Annotated in this window: 15 protein-coding genes; 8 read left to right on the plus strand and 7 right to left on the minus strand. The window is 72.7% G+C overall.

What is annotated here, in order from left to right:
- The first annotated feature begins 7 nt into the window (after positions 1 to 7).
- Both RIN75_RS04840 and RIN75_RS04845 read left to right on the plus strand, forming a co-directional pair.
- Entirely contained in the window at positions 8 to 778 is a 771-nt protein-coding gene (locus tag RIN75_RS04840) for a CDP-alcohol phosphatidyltransferase family protein (protein ID WP_309110539.1), read from the plus strand.
- A complete protein-coding gene (locus tag RIN75_RS04845) occupies positions 771 to 1169 on the plus strand; it encodes a DoxX family protein (protein ID WP_309110540.1) in 399 nt (132 codons plus the stop codon). The genes RIN75_RS04840 and RIN75_RS04845 overlap by 8 nt, the downstream gene beginning before the upstream one ends.
- Here the strand turns inward: RIN75_RS04845 and RIN75_RS04850 are convergent.
- Entirely contained in the window at positions 1151 to 1822 is a 672-nt protein-coding gene (locus RIN75_RS04850) for a dihydrofolate reductase family protein (protein ID WP_309110541.1), read from the minus strand. The two genes, RIN75_RS04845 and RIN75_RS04850, sit on opposite strands and share 19 nt — an antisense overlap.
- A gap of 63 nt (positions 1823 to 1885) precedes the next feature.
- Here RIN75_RS04850 and RIN75_RS04855 point away from each other — a divergent pair, with 63 nt between their 5' ends.
- Positions 1886 to 3499, plus strand: coding sequence for a sulfatase (locus RIN75_RS04855; RefSeq protein ID WP_309110542.1), 1614 nt, complete (start codon positions 1886 to 1888; stop codon positions 3497 to 3499).
- Here the strand turns inward: RIN75_RS04855 and RIN75_RS04860 are convergent.
- Positions 3496 to 4461, minus strand: coding sequence for a pirin family protein (locus RIN75_RS04860; RefSeq protein WP_309110543.1), 966 nt, complete (start codon positions 4459 to 4461; stop codon positions 3496 to 3498). The genes RIN75_RS04855 and RIN75_RS04860 overlap by 4 nt on opposite strands.
- 160 nt (positions 4462 to 4621) lie before the next feature.
- Between RIN75_RS04860 and RIN75_RS04865 the strand changes: the two genes are divergently transcribed.
- The gene (locus tag RIN75_RS04865) at positions 4622 to 7183 is read left to right on the plus strand and encodes a CHAT domain-containing tetratricopeptide repeat protein (protein WP_309110544.1); all 2562 of its coding nucleotides are present in this window, start codon (positions 4622 to 4624) and stop codon (positions 7181 to 7183) included.
- A 3-nt stretch (positions 7184 to 7186) separates the two neighbouring features.
- On the opposite strand, the gene RIN75_RS04870 is transcribed toward RIN75_RS04865, so the two are convergent.
- From RIN75_RS04870 to RIN75_RS04880, 3 genes are all read right to left on the minus strand, one after another.
- Positions 7187 to 7594: a VOC family protein gene (locus tag RIN75_RS04870; RefSeq protein WP_309110545.1), complete on the minus strand. Its 408-nt coding sequence runs from the start codon at positions 7592 to 7594 to the stop codon at positions 7187 to 7189.
- Between the two features lie 10 nt (positions 7595 to 7604).
- On the minus strand, positions 7605 to 7979 hold the full coding sequence (locus tag RIN75_RS04875; protein WP_375295918.1) for a helix-turn-helix transcriptional regulator: 375 nt from the start codon (positions 7977 to 7979) through the stop codon (positions 7605 to 7607).
- An 89-nt stretch (positions 7980 to 8068) separates the two neighbouring features.
- Positions 8069 to 9892, minus strand: a complete 1824-nt coding sequence (locus RIN75_RS04880) for a PIG-L family deacetylase (RefSeq protein ID WP_309110546.1) — start codon at positions 9890 to 9892, stop codon at positions 8069 to 8071.
- 177 nt (positions 9893 to 10069) lie between these two features.
- Between RIN75_RS04880 and RIN75_RS04885 the strand changes: the two genes are divergently transcribed.
- From RIN75_RS04885 to RIN75_RS04895, 3 genes are read left to right on the plus strand one after another with little or no spacing between them, the layout of a single operon-like run.
- Positions 10070 to 11095, plus strand: coding sequence for a glycosyltransferase family 2 protein (locus tag RIN75_RS04885; protein WP_309110547.1), 1026 nt, complete (start codon positions 10070 to 10072; stop codon positions 11093 to 11095).
- Complete coding sequence (locus RIN75_RS04890; protein WP_309110548.1) at positions 11092 to 11508, plus strand: GtrA family protein; 417 nt, start codon at positions 11092 to 11094, stop codon at positions 11506 to 11508. The genes RIN75_RS04885 and RIN75_RS04890 overlap by 4 nt, the downstream gene beginning before the upstream one ends.
- A complete protein-coding gene (locus tag RIN75_RS04895; protein WP_309110549.1) occupies positions 11505 to 13673 on the plus strand; it encodes a hypothetical protein in 2169 nt (722 codons plus the stop codon). Before RIN75_RS04890 ends, RIN75_RS04895 begins: the two co-directional genes overlap by 4 nt.
- 173 nt (positions 13674 to 13846) lie before the next feature.
- On the opposite strand, the gene RIN75_RS04900 is transcribed toward RIN75_RS04895, so the two are convergent.
- On the minus strand, positions 13847 to 14746 hold the full coding sequence (locus tag RIN75_RS04900) for a VOC family protein (protein WP_309110550.1): 900 nt from the start codon (positions 14744 to 14746) through the stop codon (positions 13847 to 13849).
- 22 nt (positions 14747 to 14768) lie between these two features.
- Positions 14769 to 15983 carry a putative glycoside hydrolase gene (locus RIN75_RS04905; protein ID WP_309110551.1) on the minus strand — a complete coding sequence of 405 codons (1215 nt, stop codon included), beginning with the start codon at positions 15981 to 15983 and terminating at the stop codon, positions 14769 to 14771.
- Between the two features lie 272 nt (positions 15984 to 16255).
- Here RIN75_RS04905 and RIN75_RS04910 point away from each other — a divergent pair, with 272 nt between their 5' ends.
- Positions 16256 to 20365 carry a hypothetical protein gene (locus RIN75_RS04910; RefSeq protein ID WP_309110552.1) on the plus strand — a complete coding sequence of 1370 codons (4110 nt, stop codon included), beginning with the start codon at positions 16256 to 16258 and terminating at the stop codon, positions 20363 to 20365.

A 20365-nucleotide genomic window follows, 5' to 3' on the forward strand; every position in this document is an offset into this window, starting at 1 on the left:
GGGCACGATGAGCACACTTCAGCACACCGCCGCGCCGGCCGTCCCGGAACAGGCCGCGTGGGCGGGCGCCCAGGTCCTGCTGCTCGCCGGACTCGACGGCGTGATCGGACTGGGTCCGCTGGGCTGGCTCGCGGGCCTGGCGTACGGGCTGGCCACGTGGGTGCTGCTGGGTGCGGCGATGGCGAAGGCCGGGGTCCGCGCGCCCGGACCCGCCGACCGGGTGACGCTGGCCCGCGGCCTGCTGGTGGGCGGCGTGACCGCGCTGGTCGTCGACCGGGCCGTGGGGGTCGGGTTCGCGTCGGCCGTGGGGGTCGGGGGTGCGACGGCTGTGGTGGTCGGGCTGGCGGCGGTCGCGTTGGCGTTGGACTTCGTGGACGGGCGGGTGGCGCGCCGGACGGGGACGTCGTCGCCGCTGGGGGCCCGGTTCGACATGGAGGTCGACGCGTTCCTGATCTTCGTGCTCAGCGTGCACGCCGCGCTGGTGTTCGGCCCGTGGGCGCTGGCGATCGGCGTCATGCGGTACGTGTTCGTGGCGGCGTCGTGGGTGGCGCCGTGGTTGCGCGGGGAGCTGCCGCCGAGCTTCGCGCGCAAGACCGTGGCGGCGATGCAGGGCGTTCTGCTGGTGCTGGCCGTCGCGGTGCCTTCCGCCGGCGCGCTGGTGGCGTTGGCGCTGGCCGCCCTGGTGTGGTCGTTCGGCCGCGACGTGCGGTGGCTGTGGCGGAACAGGGTTCGCGCGGTCGTGGGGACCGCGCCGATGAAGGGATGCACCCGTGTCTGACCAGACCGCGTCGGTTCCGGTGAAGGTGGGCAACATCGTCGTGTGGGCGCTCCAGCTCGCGCTGGCCGCCTACTTCCTCTACAGCGGGTGGCTGCTGTTCGGGGACGACTTCGTGAAGAAGTTCGACGAGATCGGCTTCGGGCAGTGGCTGCGCTACCTGACCGGAACGCTGGAGATCGCCGGCGCGCTGGGGCTGCTGATCCCCCGGTTGTGCGGGTTGGCGGCCCTGGGGCTGTTCGGGGTGATGGTCGGGGCGGTGTCGACGGAACTGTTCCTGTTGGACAACGGGGACGCCCAACTGCCCGCGCTGCTGGGCGTTGTGGCGCTGGTGGTCGCGGTGTCGCGGCGGGACACCGTCAAGGCCGTCGTCGCTCAGGTCTTCGGGAAGTAGTGCAGGACCGCGACATCACCGAGCCGGGACACGTCCGCCAGGTGGAAGCGCCGCGCGGGACCACCTGGGAACTGCGCCGGGTGCAGGAACCGGGGCGCGTCGGCCCGGCCGATCAGCATGGGCGCGACCGCCACGCGGATCTCGTCGGCCAGGCCCGCTTCGAGGAAGGCGGTGTGGATGCGCCCACCGCCTTCCACCATCAGCCGCTCGACGCCGCGTCCGGCCAGGTCGTCGAGGAGTCGGGCGAAGTCGACGCGGTGGCCGAGGCTGACGACGGTCGCGAGGTCGCCGAGGTTGGCCTGAGCGGTTTCGCGGCCGTGGTCGGTGGTGTAGACGAGTTTGTCGCCGCCGTGGTGCCAGAAGAGGAAGTTCGGATCGAGGTCGCCGGATCGGGTGACGGTGACTTTGCGCGGGTACTCGGGTTTGCCGCTGTGCACGCGGTCGGCGCGGCGGGTGGCGCTGTTGACCAGGAGGCGGGGGTTGTCGCGGCGCAGGGTTTCCGCGCCGACCAGGATGGCGTCGGATTCGGCGCGGAGGCGGTCGACGTGGTCGAAGTCCTCGGCGTTGGACAGGGGGAAGCGGTCCGCGCCGCCGTCGTCGATGTAGCCGTCGAGGCTGACCGCGACGCTGAGCAGGACGTGGGGGCGGGTCACGGGGTTCACCGTAGAACAGGGGCGGGTCTGAACCGGGTGTGGCGGGGGTGCGTTGTCCCGGGGGTGGACGAGTTCGTGGTGGACCGGCGGGTGGGGTGGCGCTCGCGGGTGCTGAGCGCGCTGGCCGGGTTGCTGGTGTTGTTCGCGCTGGTGGCGCCCGGTGATCTGGACCAGTTCCGGGTGGCGGCGTTCGCGCGGGTGCCGGTCGAGGGGCTGCTCGGGGTGATGCTCGTGCTGGTCGTGCCGGGTCGGCTGCGGTGGGTGGTGGCAGGCGTCGGCGGGGTCGTGCTCGGGTGCGTCGCGGTGGTGAAGGTGCTGGACATCGGGTTCGACCTGGTGTTGTACCGGCCGTTCGACCTGGTCCTGGACTGGCCGATGTTCGAGCCCGCGGTGGACTTCGTGTCGGTGACGGCCGGGCCGGTGGCGGCGGGTGCGGTGGTGGTCGGGGCGGTCGCCGCGGCGGTGGGGGTGGTCGGGGTGACGGTGCTCGCGGTGCTGCGGTTGAGCCGGATCGCGGTGCGGCGCAGGGTCGTGGCGACCCGGGGCGTGGCGGCGTTGGCGGTCGTGTGGATCACTTTGGCGGTGCCGGGGGTGCCGGTGGCGTCGGAGAGCGCGGCGTCCTTCGTGTACGAGCACGCGCGGCAGGTGCGGGCGGGGTTGCACGACCGTGAGGCGTTCGCGGGTTCGGCCTCTGTGGACGCTTTCCGGGACGTGCCCGGTGAGCGGTTGCTGACTTCGTTGCGGGGCAAGGACGTCCTGGTTGTCTTTGTGGAGAGTTATGGGCGGGTCGCGCTGGACGACCAGGGTGTGGTGCGGGTGTTGGAGGACGGGACGCGGCGGTTGGGCGCGGCGGGGTTCGGGACGCGGAGCGGGTTCCTGACCTCGTCCACGGCGGGTGGCGGGAGTTGGCTGGCGCACGCGACCCTGCTGTCCGGGCTGTGGATCGACAACCAGCAGCGCTATCGGACGTTGGTGAGCAGCGACCGGCTGACGTTGAACGGGGCGTTCCGGCGGGCTGGGTGGCGGACGGTCGGGGTCATGCCGGGCATCACGCGGGCGTGGCCGGAGGGGGCGTTCTTCGGGTACGACTGCGTGTACCCGGCGGACCGGCTCGGGTACCGGGGGCCGCGGTTCGGGTACGCGACGACGCCGGACCAGTTCACCCTGGAGGCTTTCCAGCGGTTGGAGGGCGGGCGGGATCGGATCGAGGGCGGGCGGGATCGGCCGGTGATGGCGACGATCCCGTTGGTGACGTCGCACGCGCCGTGGTCGCCGTTGCCGCGGATGGTGCCTTGGGAGTCGTTGGGTGACGGGTCGGTCTTCGGGTCGATGGCGTCGGGCGAGGTGGCGTCGGAGGCGATCTTCAGCCGGGACCCGCGGCAGGTGCGGGCGGACTACGGGCAGTCGGTGGAGTACTCGGTGGAGGCGCTGGTGTCGTACGTCGAGGAGTACGGGGACGACGACCTGGTGTTGCTGTTCCTGGGTGACCACCAGCCGGCTCAGGTGGTGACCGGGGGTTCGGGGTCGCGGGACGTGCCGGTGTCGGTGGTGGCGCGGGATGCGGCGGTGGTGGACAAGGCCGCCGGGTGGGGGTGGACGGAAGGGTTGCGGCCTGGGGACGGGGCTTCGGTGTCCCCTATGAACTCGTTCCGCGACCTGTTCCTGGGGTCGTTCTAGGCGGGATTGCCCCTGGGGCGGAGGCGGCCCGTGGGGAGGGGTGGGGCGGGGAGGCGGTCGCCCGGGTAGCCGGTCACCTTGCCGAAGCGGGGGGATTCGGCTTGCCACTCGGCGCGGAAAGCCTCGATCTCCTCGTGGGTCCGGCCTACGAAGTTCCACCACATGACGATTTCCTCGCCGAACGGGGTGCCGCCCAGCAGGACCGCCCTCGCCGGGGTGTCGCCCGGGTTGGTCACGTGGAGGGTGGTGGGGCCGGTGGCGGTGTAGGCGAGTTCGCCGGGGGTGAGGTGGGTGCCGTTGAGGGTGGCGGTGCCCTGGTCGAGCAGGAGGCCGTGTTCGTGTTCGGGGTTCACGGCGAGGGTCAGGTCCGCGTGAGGGGCTAGGACCAGTTCTGCGCCCAGGAGAGGAGAGTAGGTCTCCACGGGGGAGGTCTCGCCGCAGAGGGTTCCCAGGAAGACTCGCACGGTGGCGCCGTCGATGGTGATCGGGGCCGGGGCGTGGTGTTGGAAGTTCCTCGGGGCGTGCCGGTGCGCGTCCGGGAGGGCGATCCAGAGCTGGACGCCGTGGAGGATCGTGGTGTTGCTCGTCGAGACCTCGGAGTGGCAGATGCCGGCGCCACCGGTCATGAGGTTCAGCTCGCCGGGGCGGACCATGGCGTGCACGCCCAGGCTGTCGCGGTGTTCGATCTCGCCGGTGAACAGCCAGCTCGCGGTCTGCAAGCCGGTGTGCGGGTGCGGGGCCACGTCCATGCCGCCGGTTTCGGAGACGTCGTCGGGGCCGTAGTGGTCGGCGAAGCACCAGGCGCCGATCATGGTCCGCTCGCGTTGGGGCAGCGTGCGGCGGACGGACATCGCGCGCGGGCCGCCCAGCGGGACGTCGCGGGGCTTCAGCACCTCCACCGGGCGGTGGGCGGTGGTGGCGCCGCAGACCAGTTCGACCGGTGTCGCCTCGACGTTGCTCATGACCGGACCTCGCGCACGATGACCATCCAGCCATCGTAGAGAAACCCCGCACCGCAGGACCCCCAGTGCGCGCGGTGCGGGGTCACTCCTGGGTGTTGATGCGGCAACGAGGCGCCGTGATGCGTTGGCGGCGGGGTGATCTCCGGGCAGGCTGTGGGGCATGTCGTCGCACTCCGCGGTCGAGGAGGCGCGGGAGGCGATGCGGCTCGCCGACGCCAACCCCGCTCGGTCGGTGCCCGCCGCGCAGCGCGCCCTGCGGCGGGCCGAGCGGGAGCGGGACGTCGAGGCGGTGGCGGTCGCCGAGCAGGCGTGGGGGCACGCGCTCATGCAGACCGGGGCGGTGGACGACGCCATCCGGCACCTGCGGCGGTCGGTGCGCTACGGCGAGCGGGCCGGGCGGCCGGAGATCGTCGGGCAGAGCCGGATGAAGATGGCGTTCGTGCTGGCCCAGCGCGGGTCCACGCGGTCGGCGTTGCGGGAGATCGACGCGGCGATCTCGGTGCTGACCGGGCAGGCGGGCGCGAAGGCGCGGGCGCAGCGGGGCGCGATCCTCTACCACATCGGGCGGCTGGACGAGGCGTTCGCCGACTACCAGGCCGCCGTCCCGGCGCTGCGGCGGGCCGGGGACCGGCTGGGCGTGCAGCGGACCATCGTCAACCGGGGGTTGCTGCAGGCCGAGCGGCGCGACTTCGAGGCGGCGCGGCGGGACCTGGCCGAGGCCGACGCCATCGCCCGGGACCTGGCGGTCGGGATCATCACCGGCAACATCGGGTACGTGGCGGGGCTGCGCGGCGACGTGCCGGCGGCGCTCGCCGCCTTCGAGGAGGCCGAGCGGATCATCGACCGCCAGGGCGGGCAGGTCGCGGCCGTGCTCCAGGACCGGGCCGCGCTGCTGCTGTCGGTCGGGCTGATGACCGAGGCGCGGCACGCCGCCGAACGGGCCGTCGAGGCGTTCCGCCGGTACGGGCGCAAGCTCAAGGTGCCGGAGATGCAGTTGCTGCTGGCCCAGGTCGCGCTGTCCGAACGGACTGGCCGACCGCCGCCGCGCACGCCCGGACCGCGTTGCGCGCATTCGGTGGTCAGGGGCGGGCGCGGTGGGTCGCGTTGTCGCGCGTGTCTGCTCCAAGCGACGTTGGGGGCGGGCGCGCCGGATCGGGTGGCGGCGGGTGAGGTCGACGCGACGGTCGCCGTGCTGGCCGCGTCCGGCCGTCCGTTGGCGGCGGTGCAGGCCCGGTTGGACGCGGCGCGGCTCGCGGAGCTGCGCGGACGACCCGAGGCGGCGGCCCGGTACCTGGCGGAAGCGGCACGGGTCCGGCGGCGCGGTCCGGCGACGTTGCGGGCTCGTGGCTGGTACGCGGAAGCGTTGGCCCGCCGGAGTGCTGGAGATGTTGTGGGGGCGCTTCGGGCGGCTCGCAACGGTCTGCGGGTGTTGGACGAGCACCACGCCGCGCCGGCCGCCAGCGACCTGCGCGCCTACTCGGCCGCGCACCGGGCGGACCTGGTGGACGTGGGTCTGCGGATCGCGCTGACCGGACGTCCGGCGGGCGTGTTCGAGTGGGCCGAGCGCGGGCGGGCCAGTCGGTTCCTGGTGCGCCCGGTCCGGCCGCCGGACGATCCGCGGCTGGCCGCCCTGCTCCCCCGGCTGCGCGCCACGACCGCCGAGTTGGAGCGGGCGCGCGCTGAGGGTCGGCAGACCGGTGGGCTGGTGCGCCGCCAGGTCGAGCTGGAACGCCGCATCCGTGACCGGAGCCGGTTGTTGCGGGTCGAACGGTCCGACCGGGTTCCCGCTCCGGTGCGGGTGCGGGAGCTGTCGGCGGCGCTGGGTGACCGCCTGCTGGTGGAGTACGTGCAGGTGGACGACCGGCTGCTGGCGCTGTCCCTGGTGGACGGCCGGCTGCGCCGGCACGACCTGGCCTCCGCCGCCGAGGTCGCGGGCCTGCTGGAACGGGTGCCGTTCGCGCTGCGCCGGCTGGCCGGTGGCACGTCCGCGCGAGCCTCGGCGCTGCTGCGGGACGTGGCGGCGCGGTTGGACGCACTGCTGCTGCCGTTCCCGGCCGGCCGGCCGCTGGTGGTCGTGCCGACCGGGGTCCTGCACAGCCTGCCGTGGTCGGTCCTGCCGTCGTGCGCCGGCCGCCCGGTGGCGGTGTCGCCGTCGGCGGCGCTGTGGCACCGGGCCGCGACCCGGCCGCCGTCCGCGCGCGAGGTCGTGGTGGCGGGCGGTCCGGGGTTGCCCGGCGCGCGGGAGGAGGCCGAGGCCGTCGCCGCGATCCACGGCCGGGCCGCGCTGGTGGACGGCGAGGCGACCGTCGAGGCGGTGCCGGCGGCCCTGGAGACCGCCGGCACCGCGCACCTCGCCGCGCACGGCGTGCTGGCCCCGGACAACCCGCTGTTCTCCGCGCTGCTGCTGCACGACGGCCGGCTCAACGTCCACGACGTGCAGCGGCTCAAGCGGGTGCCGGACACCGTCGTGCTCGCCGCGTGCGACGTGGGGCGGTCGGTCGTGGTGTTTGGGGACGAGTTGCTGGGCTTGAGCGCCACGTTCATCGAACGCGGCACGGCCCGGGTGATCGCCTCCGTGGTGCCGATCCCGGACACCGAGACCAAGCCGTTGATGACCGCAGTGCACCGGCACCTGGCCGCGGGCGCGTCGCCGGCTCAGGCGTTGGCGGAGGCCCACCTGGAGGTCGGCCCGTCCGGCTTCGTGTGCATCGGCGCGGGGTGACGGCTACTTCTGGTTGATCCGCAGCATGTTGCCCGCCGGGTCGCGGAACGCGCAGTCGCGCACGCCGTAGGGCTGGTCCATCGGCTCCTGGAGCACCTCGCCGCCGGCCGCGCGGACCCGCTCGAAAGTCGCGTCGACGTCGGAGGTCGTGAAGATCACCCCGCGCAGCAGGCCCTTCGCCAGCAGTTCGGCGGCGGCGTCCCGGTCGGCGGCCGTGGCGTCGGGTGTGGCGACCGCCGGTTCGAGCACGATGTCCAGGTCAGGCTGGTCGGGCGAGCCGACCGAGACCCACCGCATCCCCTCGTAGGAGACGTCGTTGCGCACCTCCAGGCCGAGGGCGTCCCGGTAGAAGGCGAGCGCCTTGTCGTGGTCGTCGACCGCGATGAAACAGGTGGAAACCTTGATGTCCATGCCGGCCAACCTACGACCGGGGACCCGGTTTCGCTTCTCCGTTCCTGATCGGTCGCAGGTACATCTTCGCGAGGCACGCGGGGATGGCCGCACCGTCCTCGTGGTCCCGCGCCCGGTACGCGCTGGGGCTCTCCCCCACCAACTCGGTGAACCGCGTGCTGAACGACCCCAGCGACGTACAGCCGACCGCGAAGCAGACTTCCGTGACCGACAGATCACCGCGCCTGAGCAACGCCTTGGCCCGCTCGATGCGCCGGGTCATGAGGTAGCTGTAGGGCGTCTCCCCGAAGGCCGCGCGGAAGCTGCGCGAGAAGTGGCCCGGCGACATGAGCGCGACCCTCGCCAGCGCGGGGACGTCCAAGGGCTCCGCGTAGTCCCGGTCCATGGTGTCGCGGGCGCGACGAAGCCGGACGATGTCGTCCAACGGCACCCGACCACGGTCTCTCACGCGCCCACCATCTCACAGGCAGGCGCTCAACCGGCCGGCTGCCACGGCGTGAACCGGCCACCGTCCTGCTGGGACGAGGTGTGCAGCCGCCCGTCCGCCCCGATCGCCAGCAGGACCACTCGACCGTCCTTGTCCGCGGCGGCGGTCGGGTAGTCGAGCGGCCGGCCGCCGACCGACGTGCCGTTCACCGACACCGCCCCCGTGGCATCCCGGCCGACGACAACGACACCCTCGCGGGCGTGAACCGCCGCCGGCTGGCCAGGGCCGCCGGGGCCGGGAGTCCGCACCGGAGGCGACCAACTTCCACCCGATCGGGTGGTTCGCACGATCTCGCCCGTCCCCGCCACGGTGTGCACGACCGTGACGGACCCGTCCGGACCCACCGCCACGCTCGGCGGCGAGGCGGGCGTGGTCGACGGGTAGGACGAGTCCCACGTCCCGGCCCAGTGGACCACCGACGACACCGTCGTCCCGAACACCTCGGGCTGCCCCGACGGACCGGTCACCGCGGCCAGCCCGTCCACCACGCCCGAACCGCCCAGCCGGGACCACGCGCCCCAGCGGCCGTCGGCGTCCTGCTCGGTCCGGCTCACCCCGCCGCCCGCGTCGCGCACGAACACCGCCACCCGCCCGTCCGCGTACGCCGCGGCGGCGGGCGTGCCCACCCGGCGATCGCGCGGGTCGGGACTGCCCAGGTCGTACCAGCCCCGGTCGTCCCGGCAGACGACGACCCTGGTGTCCAGCCGGCGGGCGCACACCGTGGGACCGTGCCGACCTCGCACAACGGACAGGCCGAAGGCCAGCGGACCACCGGGCGAACCCAGGTCGGACAGGCGTTCCCAGCGGTCGCCGGACTGGCGCCAACCCAGGAGCCGCTTGCCCTGGGCCGCGTAGGCGCGCAGACCGTCGTCGAACGCGCCCACCCACGTGGTGCCCCGGTTCCAGCGGTAGTACATGCGCCGTGGCCAGGCGTCGTAGGACGGGTGGCCGGCGGCGTAGCGGTCGTGGGCCTGGTAGGCCGCGAAGTCGGAGATCTTCTCGTTCTGCTGGTCCGGCGAGAGGTTCACCGGCGCCTGGTCGATGTTGTAGTCCCGGTAGCCGACCACCACCAGGCGCGGGCGCTTCGGGGACCGCTGGTAGACGCGGGCCGCCTCCTCGGCGAACCGGGCGCTCATGACGTGGTCGGGGTGGTCGTGCCAGGGCTGCCACTGCGGGTAGTCCGGGTCCGGGTCGCTGTCCTGCACGCGCAGCACGGTGGGCCGGAAGCCGTCCATGAGCTTGACCAGGACGCGGATCAGGGCGTTGCCGGTGTAGGTGGACGGCTCGGGCATCTTGCCGCCGGTCGGCGTGAGCGTGTCCACCTTGACCACGCCGCCCGCCCGGTCCTCCCACAGCCGCCGCAGCGCGCCCCGGCCGCCGTCGGCGCGCGGGTCGGCGTCCTCGGGCAGGTTCAGGAACACCAGCGTGACCTGTGGTTTCGCCTTCAGGGTGTAGCGCTCCCCGACCCGGCCGCCAACCAGGTCCATGGCCGCGCCGTCCCACTCATCGGGCACGCCCGCCATCCGCGCGTACGCCGCCCGCGCCCCGGCCTGGCGGGACGCCGAGTAGCCGTTGGCGTCGGGCACCTCGGCCTCGCCGGCGGTGACGAACACCGTCATCAGCCGCCGACCGGACCGGACCGCGTCGCGCACGTCCGGGTTCATGAACAGGATGTCGTCGTCGTGGTGGGCGACCACCTGGAGGTAGGCCACTTCGGTCGCGCCGGCCGGGTCGTCGGCGGGTTCGGCGCAGGCCACGACCAGCGCGAGGACGAGCGCGACGAACACCGCGACCGGTCGTGCACGAACCATCGGTACTGCCGCCCCCATCCCCGCCTGTCGGCGCCCGACAGGCTACCGACAGAATGGCGGGCGGGAGCGAGCAGTACGGACAAAGCAACGCAATACGGGTGTCCGGCGTCGGTAATGGGTGAGGGCCGCCGCCGATAGTCCCAGCGGTACTCGTCCAACAGGGGTTCAAGGGGAGTTGTGCGCATCTCAGTCGTGGTGCCGTGCTTCAACGAAGAAGCCGGGCTGGAAGAGCTGTACGCGGCGCTGAGCCAGGTCCTCCCGCCGCTGGGCGGGGACTTCGAGGTCCTGCTCGTCGACGACGGCAGCACCGACAAGACGCTGCCCCTGCTGCGCACGATCGCCGAGCGGGACCCGCGCTTCAAGTACCTCGCCCTGAGCCGCAACTTCGGCAAGGAAGCGGCCATGCTCGCCGGGCTGAGCCACGCCACCGGCGACTACGTGGCGATCATGGACGCCGACCTCCAGCACCCGCCGGAGCTGCTCGGCCGCATGGTCGAGATGATCGGCGCGGGCTACGACCAGGTCATCGCCCGGCGCACCCGCAAGGGCGAGGCGACGCTGCGCAAGCTGGTGTCGACCCTGTACTACAAGATGATCAACAAGGTCATCGACGTCGAGCTGGAGAACGGCGTCGGCGACTTCCGCGTGCTGAGCAGGCGCGCGGTGCAGGCGCTGCTGTCGCTGGGCGAGGCGAACCGGTTCTCCAAGGGCCTGTTCGCCTGGATCGGCTTCGACACCGCCGTGATCGACTACGAGAACGTCACCCGCGCGGCCGGCAGCAGCAGCTGGACCTTCCGCAAGCTGCTCAACTACGGCATCGACGGCGTGGTGTCGTTCAACTCCAAGCCGCTGCGCGTGGCGATCTACCTGGGCGGGCTGGTCACCGTCCTGGCGTTCGCCTACGCGGTGTGGGTGCTGGTGGACGCCGTCCGCAACGGCGTCGACGCGCCCGGCTACGTGACGCTGATGTGCGCGGTGCTGGTGCTGGGCGGTTTGCAACTGCTGTTCCTGGGTGTGATCGGCGAGTACGTCGGCCGCATCTACTTCGAGTCCAAGCGCCGGCCGCACTTCCTGGTCAAGGAGTCGGCGGGCGCGGGCCACATCCCGGTGACCCTGCCGCTGGGACGTGAGCTGCCCGAGCACGCGGCCGAGGTGCGCGGCGAGGTCGTCGCGGGTCCGTTCGCGGAGCGGTCCACGCCGTGACCGCCAAACTCGGCCGGATCGTCCGGTTCGGACTGGTCGGCGTGCTCAACACGGCCGTCTACTACGGGCTCTACCTGCTGTTGAAGCTGGCGCTGCCGTACATGGCGGCGCACATCGTGGCGTTCGTGCTGGCCATGGTCGGCTCGTACTTCATGAACTGCTTCTTCACCTTCCGCACGAAGCCGTCGTGGAAGACCTTCCTGCTGTTCCCGCTGTCCAACGCGACCAACTTCGTGGTGACCACCACGGGGTTGTGGGTGCTGGTCACGTGGTTCGCGGTCAACCAGCGGGTCGCTCCCCTGCTCGCCGCCGCGGTGGCGATCCCGTTCACGTTCATCGTCGCGCAGCTGGTGCTCACCGGACGGTCGAAGCCCGCCGCGCCACCGGTCAGGGAAGAGGAACGGACGTCGTGACGACGCTCGTCCACCGGCGGGTGTGGGGCCCGCTGGTCGCGTTCGGCGTGTGCGCCGCTGTCGTGCTGCTCGCGCAGGTGCCGTACCTGCGCAACCGCGTGTTCTACGTGTGGGACGACAGCGCGGTGCAGTTCATGCCGACCTGGCACCACTTGGGGCAACGGCTCCTCAACGGCGACTGGCCGCCGCTGCTGGACGTCGACGGCTGGATGGGCGGCAACCTGCCCGCCGAGGCGCTGTTCGGCATCTGGAACCCGGTCAACCTGGGCAACTTCATCCTGGTGTCCCGGTTCGACGACCTGGGCCTGGCCGCGCTGGTGGTGAAGTCGGAGATCCTGGCGCTGCTGGCGCTGGGCGTCTACCTGGTGTGCCGGGAGCACGGCGCGGGGCGCGGGCCGGCGGCGGTGGTCGCGATCGCGCTGCCGTTCAGCGGGTTCACCCTGTACTTCGACACCTCGTCGTGGGTGGCCGGGCTGATGGCGTTCGCGTGGCTGCCCTACACGTGGTGGGCGGCGCGGCGGGCGGCCCGGGGCGCGTCGAGCCCGCTGTGGGCGATCCTGTTCGGGGCGCTCGCGGTGACCACCGGCAACCCGTACGGCCTGCTGGGCGTGTGCGTGGTGCTGGCGGCGCTGCTGGTGGAGAACTGGCTGCGGCGGGACCGGTCGGCGCTGGTCCGGCTGTTCCTGATCGGCGGGCTGGTGGCGATGTTCGTGCCGCTGGTGTACCTGCCGCTGCTGGGGACCTCGTCGGTGACCATGCGGGCGGGGCAGGGGTTCGCCAGCGACGGCATCCTGATGCCGCGGCTGTCGGACCTGCTGTCGATGAGCATGCCCAGCCACCGGCCGATGATCCGGACGTTCAGCCTGGACTACCGGCTGCGCTCGCCGGGCGTGTACTTCGCGTGGTTCGTGGTGCCGCTGCTGCCGTGGCTGCACTGGCGGCGGCTGCGCGAGCGGTGGCGGGAACTGGCCGGCGTGCTCGTCGTGCTCGTCGCGTACGCGCTGCTGGCGGCGGGTCCGTCGAACATGTGGATGTTCCGGTTCCCCCTGCGCCACCTGGAGGTCGTGTACCTGGCGATCGGCGTGCTGTTCGCGGTGGCGTTCACCGGCGGGCCGCGGTTCGACCACGTCCGACGGCGGGTGGGCCTGACGGTGGCGGCGCTGCTGTTGTCGGGGTGGCTGAGCTTCGCGGCGCAGCCGTGGCAGTGGCGGCAGCACGCGGTGGCGCTGGCCCTGCTGACCGTCGGGGTCGCGGTGGCCGTGGCGCTGGCCCGGTGGGTCCGGCCGCAGGCGACGTACGCGGCGCTGGTCGCGGGCGTGGGGGCGGCGCTGTTCCTGCAGACGTCGTGGTTCCCGGTGAACCTGGACGTGGCGGGGTACGGGTTCCCCAAGAAGGTGTCGGAACTGAAGGCGCAGGCGCTGCCGCACGACGGGACGACGTTCCCGGTGGGGACCGTCCTGCCGGGCAACGTCGGCCTGGTGGCCGACCTGAAGTCCACCGGGTCGTACTCGGGCATGTCCTTCCGCGAGTTCGCCACCGCGACCTGCATGAACTACAAGGGCACGACGTGCGCGGGCAGCTTCGGGCAGATCCTCGCGCCGACCGCCGTGGACGGGCGTCCGCTGGTGGACCTGTTGCGGGTGGGCACGATCGTGGTGCAGAACGACGTGCTGCCCGACGTGCAGGCCCCGCCGGGGTGGCGGATCGCCGACCGGACCGCCACGCACACGTCCCTGCGCCGCGACCAGCCGCTGCCGTGGCCGGGCGGCCGGTTGTCCTACGCCTCCCCCGGGGTGAAGGTGACGTCGGACGTGTCGCCGGACGACCGGGACGAGTCGGTGAAGTTCACCAAGGACCGCAACCCGGGCTCGCTGGTCTTCGCGCGCCTGGCCTGGCCGGGCTACCGGGCGGAACTCGGCGGCCGCGAGCTGCCCACCCGCCAGGGTCCGGCAGGCGTGCTCATCGTGGACCTGCCCGCGGATGTCGAGGGCGGCGAGGTGACGATCCGCTGGACCCCGCCGGGTCTCGGGTTGGGCGCGGGCCTGGCGCTCGCGGGCCTGCTCGGCGCGGTGGCCTACGCCCTGCTCACCCGGCGAAGGCCCCGCCGCGAACGTCCCGCGCCCGCAGCGGAGACTCCCCAGGACCTCGCCGTGGCGAACGCGTAACCCCCGGCGGTGGGCCGACCCGACCCACCGCCGGCTCCCCGGCCGCCGGCCCCGCCCCCGTACCGTCGGCTCAACGGCCCGCATCAGCCCCCGCCCACGTACCGCCGACCCACACGCCCGGAATTGTCGGTCCCCCGTGAGATCATGGAAGCGGGGGCCGGAGGCCGGCCGCCTCAGCGGCCGGCGCGGAAGACCATGGCGGCTCCCAGGGCTTCGCGGGCCGGGACGAACAGGTCGCCCTCGGACGTGCGGGCGACCGTGAAACCGTTGGTGCGCAACAAATCCTCGGTCTGACCGAGGTCGCTCACGGTCACCGCGCAGGCGGCGAGCCCGGGACGTGTCCGTTCGCCGGGCAGCAGGGCGTCCAGGTCGCTGGTCAGGGTGAGGCGCGCGCGGCCCAGGTCGAACACGCCGGAACGCGTGGCCGGGACGCCCAGGTAGGTGGCGTAGCGAGATTCGGCGGCGTCGAGGTCGTCCACGCACAGGACCGCTTCGGCCAGACCGGTCGCGCCGTTCGGGTGGTCCAGCACGCGGGCGTGTTGGAACTCCGGGTCAAGGTCCGCCACCACGCCGACCCGTCCCTCCGGCAAGTCGTCCAGTTCCAGGTAGCGCACGGTTTCCAGCCCGGTTTCCGTGGGCCGCTGCACCGTGTTGACACCGCCGTGGGGTACACCGCCGGCGGTGAGGCGGGCCGCGGTGGCGTCGATGTCTGGCGTCGAGAACATCAGGATGTGCAGGCCCTCGAACCGGTCGAGGTGCGCGGCCAGGCCGGCGGTGGTGGCGGTGATCCGTTCCAGCAGGACGGGCAGCACGTCCGACGGCGCCTGGAGCGGCACGAGCTTCGCGTCTGCGGGAACGCTGGCGGCGACCGGGGTCACCAGTTCCAGGAAGTCACTGGGGAAGTCCGCGTGGGTGTTGGCCGCGCCGAACGGCTCGGGGACCGCGCCCTCGCTCGGGGACAGCGCCGGGCAACTCGGCGGTGGCAGGGCGAAGCCGAGGCGGCGGTACAGGGTCATGGCCTGGGCGATGTCGCGCACGACGTGCCCCACGTGGTGCAGGCTCGTGATCGTCACGCCCGCCACGCTACGCGCGGGATCAGCACGACTTCCGCAGCACGGTGCCGGACGTGCCCGACAGCGAGACGGCGGTGACCGGCACGTTGCGCTCGTCGGCGTAGGGCTCGCCCAACTCGATGCGCACCGGCGGCGACTTGGTCGGGTTGGCGTTGACGATCGCCGCGCCGCACGTGAAGTCGCGCCGGAAGACCTTGGGCGCGATCTCGCGGTACGGGTGCTCGGCGGTGCCGAGGTTCCAGTGGTACATGGGGTCGCGGGCGGTCGGGTCGCCGTAGTCGTCGGTCTTCTCGATCTCCGCGATGGCGGCCTTGTCGCCGACGACCAGGAAGTAGCTGGCCATCGCGTACCGCAGCGGCTGGTCGCGGGTGGGGCTGAAGTGCGGCTGCACCCACGTGATCTTGCCGCGCCGCTCGTTGGCCGCGATCTCGGCGACCTGGCGGCTCCAGCCCTGCTCGTAGTCGGGGAGCAGGTTGTCGTTGGAGAACGCGATCCACCACTCGTCGAAGCCGCCGTCGAGGTGTTCGGTGTAGGCGTCCCAGGCGCCGGTGTGCAGGCGGGCGTTGGACAGGTTGGCGACGGTCTTGAGCTTGGCCTCGGTGAACTTGGGGCGGGTGTTGGCCAGCATCTGCCGGTACGCGGTCTGGAACTCGGCGTCGGTCGGGTACTTCTTCGGGCAGACGCGCTCGTGGTAGGTGTCGCAGGCGAAGAGCGCGTTGTCCATGAACACGCCGTCGAAGCCGCCGGCCTTGGCGTCGGCGATCACGTTGTCGGCCCAGGTGTTCTGGTAGGCGGTGTTGCCGACGTCCATCTGCCAGTGGCCCGGGTAGCCGTCGTACTCCAGGCGCTTGCCCTTGTCGTTCTCCAGGAACCACTCGGGGTGGTCGCGGTCGGCGGCGCAGTAGCCGACGCCGGTGGGGAGGTGCTTGTCGTCCACGCCGTTGCGGCAGGCGTAGCTGCGGGTCGAGGAGAGGTCCTTGTAGACGAAGACCTGCACGTTCGGGTTGTAGCCCTTGACGCGGCGCGCGATGTCGCCTTCCCAGGCGTTGAGCACGATGTAGGCGTGCCGCCGGGCTTCGGCGGCCAACATCCACTCTGGGGTGGGGGTGCCGTTGAGGTGCAGCCAGAACGACTGCGCGTCCCCGACCCCGACGTAGGAACTGCCGGCGGTGGGCGTCACGAGCACAGCCGCAATCATGCCCACCAGACTTGCGATCCGCCCACCCCATCCGCTCATGGTTCACCTCGTCGCCCGTATGACACCGACACTCCACGTTCGAGTGACGGCCACAGTCACACTGCGTCCACTGTGGAGTGGTCTACCCCGCGGCGAGGCGGCGAAACGTCCCAGCGATCAGCCGACCCCCGGCCGCCGGACGTCCAAAAATGTCCATACCAATTTCCACGCAAATCACTTCCGACTGACAGGTACTCACAAAACGCGAATTCTTGGCCGGAAATTCCACGTTTCACTCGTTTTGGCGCGAGCGCGTCGGCATGATGTCCGGGGTGGAGGCACAACGACAGCGCGGACGGGCGGCGGTGCTCGGGTCGACGACCCCTCCCTCGACCGAGAACTCCGTGTGGGGCCAGGTCAGGGGCAACGTCGTCCAGGCAGGCCACATCGAGCGGGTGGATCTGCGGACCAGCGCGCCGGTCCGCAGCCGGTACCACCTGCAAGTCCGCCGCATTGCGCCCCGAACGTTGATCGGCAGGTCCGCCGAACTCGACGAACTCACGGTTTTCTGCACATCCCCCGAACCATTCGCCTCCTATTGGTGGTGGCGGGCGGACGCCTGGTCGGGCAAATCCGCCCTCATGTCGTGGTTCGCGCTGCACCCGCCCGCCGGCGTACGAGTGGTCTCGTTCTTCGTGACCGCACGGCTGCACGGGCAGAACGACCGGTCGGCGTTCATCGACAACGTGATGGAGCAGTTGCTCGCCCTGCTCGGCGGGGACGTGCCGCAGTTCCTGGGTGAGTCCACTAGGGACGCTCACCTCCTGGGGCTGCTCGCCGACGCGGCCGAGGCCTGCCGGACCCGAGGCGAACGGTTGGTCCTCCTCGTGGACGGTCTCGACGAGGACCGCGGTGTCGACACCGGATCGGACGTGCACAGCATCGCGGCGCTGCTGCCCGCCGAGCCGCCGGCCGGGATGCGGATCGTCGTCGCCGGCCGCCCCAACCCGCCCATCCCGTCCGACGTCCCGCGCCACCACCCGCTCCGGCACGGCGCGGTCGTCAGGGACCTGACGCCTTCGCCCGAGGCGCACGCCGTCCGCACCGAGATGGAACGCGAACTCCGGAAACTCCTCCACGGCACACCGGCCGAGCAGGACCTCCTCGGTCTGGTGGCCGCCACCGGCGGTGGCCTGACCGCCGCGGACCTGGCCGCGCTCACCGATTTGTCGCGATGGCAGGTCCACGACCACCTGGCCACCGTGACCGGGCGCAGCTTCGCCCGTCGGGCATCGGGCCACCAGTCCGGTGACACCGACGAGGTCTACGTCCTGGCGCACGAAGAACTCCAAGCCGCCGCGCTCGACATGCTCGGACCGCACCGGCTGGCCGGTTACCGGGAGCGCGTGCACAGGTGGGCCGATCACTACCGCGAGCTGCGGTGGCCACCGGAAACGCCGGAGTACCTGCTGCGCGGCTACTACCCGATGCTGGCGGCGGCGGGCGACCTGAGCCGCATGGTCGCCTGCGCGACCGACCCGGACCGGCACGACCGCATGCTGGACCTGTCCGGTGGTGACGCCGCGAGCCTGGCCGAGGTGACCACGGCGCAACACCTGCTGGTGTCGGCGGAAGAGCCGGAGGTCACCGAGATGGTGCGGCTCGCCGTGCACCGGGACCACCTCGTCGAGCGCAACAGCGGCGTCCCGGTCGACCTGCCCGCGGTCTGGGCCCGGATAGGGCACCCGAACCGCGCCGAGTCGATCGCCAACTCCATGCCGGACCTCGCGAAGCGGGCGGAAGCGCTCGCATCGGTGGCCGTCGCGAACCGCTCCCCCACCCTGCTGGACCACGCCGAGCAGGTCGCGCTGGCGGTCGGTGACCCGGCCCGCCGGGGCGGTGCGCTGGTCGCCGTCGCCCGCGCGTCCGCCGCGCTGGGTGAGGCGGAGCGTGCCGAGGCCGTCGCACGAGCCCTCGCCGACCCGGAGTTGCGGGCGACCGCGTGGACCGGGATGGCCGCGGTGTCCGGACGTCCCGACTACCTCGACGCGGCGGAGGCCGCGGCGCGGACGCTGACCGATCACGCCGAGCAGGCGTGGTTGCTGTGCTCAGTGCTGATGACCGCGGCAGACCTCGGCGAGTGGCACAGGGCCGAGGCGATCGCCAGGTCGATCGTGAACCCCGTGTCGAGGAACGGCGCCCTGCTGTCCCTGGCGTCCGCCGCGGCCGCCCGTGCCACCGAGAACGCTTGTCACAGCACGGCATTGCTCTCCTACGCCGAGGTGATCGCACGGTCGGCCACGCCGTCCGCGGACCAGGTGGCGGCTTTCGCGTCGCTGGTCCGGGCGGCCGGCGCAGTCGGGGACCACGCCCGGGCCGCCCGCCTGGTCGACGCGGCGGAGCGGACCGCGCTGGGCATCGGCCACCCGACCGCGCGGGCGTGGGCGCTCACGTCCGCGGCCCGCTGCGCCGTCGCGGCGGGTGAAGACGGCCGTGCCCGAAGCCTGGTGCGGGAAGCGGAGGAGGTCGCGGTGACCATCGCCGCCCCCGTCGAGCGCGTCCGGGTGGCCGCGGCGGTGGCGGAGGTGACCGCGCACGTCGGCGAGCCGGCTCGGGCCGAAGCGCTCGTGCGTGCCGTCAACGACCCCGGAGTGCGGACGAAGGCGCTGGCCAGGGTGGTGCGTGTGGCCGCGGACGCCGGGGAGTTCGCCCGAGCCGAAATACTCGCGGGCACCATCGAGTCGGCCCGGGCTCGGGCGGACGCGTTGGCGATGCTCGTCCGGCAGGCCTGCGCGCGGGGTGACCTGCGCCGTGCCGAGGCGTTGGCCCGGTCCATCGACGACCCGGCCGAGCGCGCACGCGTGCTGACGTCGGTCGCCGGGGCGGCGGTCGAGATCGGTGCCGTAGATCGGGCGGTGGTTCTGCTGCGGCACGCGGAGATCGCGGCTCGGACGACCAGCGACTCGGCGGAGCGGGCGCGGGCGTTGACCCGGATCGTGGCGCTGGTGGCCACCTCGGACGACGCGGCCAGGACGGCGAGCGTCCTCGACCGGGTCGAGTCGTTGGCGCTGACGGTCGCGGGCGAGGCCGAGCGCGGGTGGGTGCAGGCGGCAGTGGCCGAAGCCGCCGCGGGCATCGGGCAGCTCTCGCGGGCGGAGAGCACCGCGGGTGCCATCTCCGACACCGCGGAACGGACTCGTGCCCTGGCGTCGGTCGGGCGTGCTGCCGCGCGGACCGGTGACCTCACGCGTGCCGAGAACATCGCGGAGGCGGTGCCGGAACTCGCGGAACGAGCGGCCGTGCTGGTCTCGGTCGCGCGAGCCGCCGCGGCGTCCGGGAACCCCGGGCGGGCGTCGAAAGCGCTGGGTACGTTGGCCGCGCTCGCCGACACCGCCTTCGATCCCCAGCCGCGTGCGGTGGTGCTCGCCGCGCTGGCGGAAGCGGCGGCGGGCATCGGTGACTTCTTCGGCTTCCGCGCGGCGGTCGGTGAGATCACCGAGATCACTGGCCGGACCGCGCCGCTCGCCGTCCTCGTGCAGACGGCGGCGGAGGCCGGCCGGTTCGCCGACGCCGCGGGCATCGCGCGGTGCATCGCCGACCCGGTCGACCAGGCGGACGCCCTGTGCTCCGTCGCCGCGACGGCTGCCCGGGCCGGCGCGTTCGCCGACGCCGTCGCGATCGGGCGGACCGTTCCCGGGCCGGTCCGGCAGACCCGGGCGCTGGCCGCGATCGTCCGGGCGACCGCGGGATCGGCGTTGGAGCGGCGCGGGGTCGAGTTGTTGGGGTACGCCGAGGCGATCGCGCACGCCGTGGTCGACCCGACCGAGCGCGCGCTGGCGTTGGTCGCGGTGGTCGACGCTGCCGCCGGTCTCGGTCGGATCCGCCGGGCCGAGGAGATCACCCGCGAGATCACCAAACCGTCCGAACAGGCGACCGCTCTGCTGACCGTGCTGCGGGCGGCGATCCGGGTCGGCGAACTCGACCGCGCGGAAGCCGTCGCGCGCGGCATGGCCGACCCGGCCGACCGCGCCTGGGCCCTCACCTCGGTCGCCGAAGCCACCGAGACCGCCGGACGGGCGTTCCTGTTGTTCGACGACGCCACCCGAGCCGCCGCAGAGATCACCAACCCGGCGGAACGCTCCCGCACGCTGACCTCGATCGCCCTCGCCATCCGCGACACCGCACCGGACCGCGCCGGCGAACTGCTCGACGAGGCCGAGGACATCGCCCGGTCGATCCGCGGCGCCGCGCTCCAGACTTCCGCCTACCAGGCACTGGCCGCCGACACCGACCCCGCTCGACGGGCCCGCGCGATCGTCCGCGTCTTCCTGGTGAACCGCTGGCACATCGCGCTCCAGGCGCTGGGCGACCTGCTGCCCGAAGCGTGCTCCCGGATCGCCGCCGAGTTGGCCGCCATCGGCGACTCCGCGCGGAGCAGGTGA

Source organism: Saccharothrix sp., from assembly GCF_031180885.1.
Lineage (GTDB): Bacteria > Actinomycetota > Actinomycetes > Mycobacteriales > Pseudonocardiaceae > Actinosynnema.

Bases quoted from the DNA above. Each gene is read 5' to 3' on its own strand.
- RIN75_RS04870 (WP_309110545.1), bottom strand. From the start codon at position 7,594: ATGGACATCAAGGTTTCCACCTGTTTCATCGCGGTCGACGACCACGAC.
- RIN75_RS04875 (WP_375295918.1), bottom strand. From the start codon at position 7,979: ATGGACCGGGACTACGCGGAGCCCTTGGACGTCCCCGCGCTGGCGAGG.
- RIN75_RS04905 (WP_309110551.1), bottom strand. From the start codon at position 15,983: ATGAGCGGATGGGGTGGGCGGATCGCAAGTCTGGTGGGCATGATTGCG.
- RIN75_RS04880 (WP_309110546.1), bottom strand. From the start codon at position 9,892: ATGGTTCGTGCACGACCGGTCGCGGTGTTCGTCGCGCTCGTCCTCGCG.
- RIN75_RS04840 (WP_309110539.1), top strand. From the start codon at position 8: ATGAGCACACTTCAGCACACCGCCGCGCCGGCCGTCCCGGAACAGGCC.
- RIN75_RS04865 (WP_309110544.1), top strand. From the start codon at position 4,622: ATGTCGTCGCACTCCGCGGTCGAGGAGGCGCGGGAGGCGATGCGGCTC.
- RIN75_RS04860 (WP_309110543.1), bottom strand. From the start codon at position 4,461: ATGAGCAACGTCGAGGCGACACCGGTCGAACTGGTCTGCGGCGCCACC.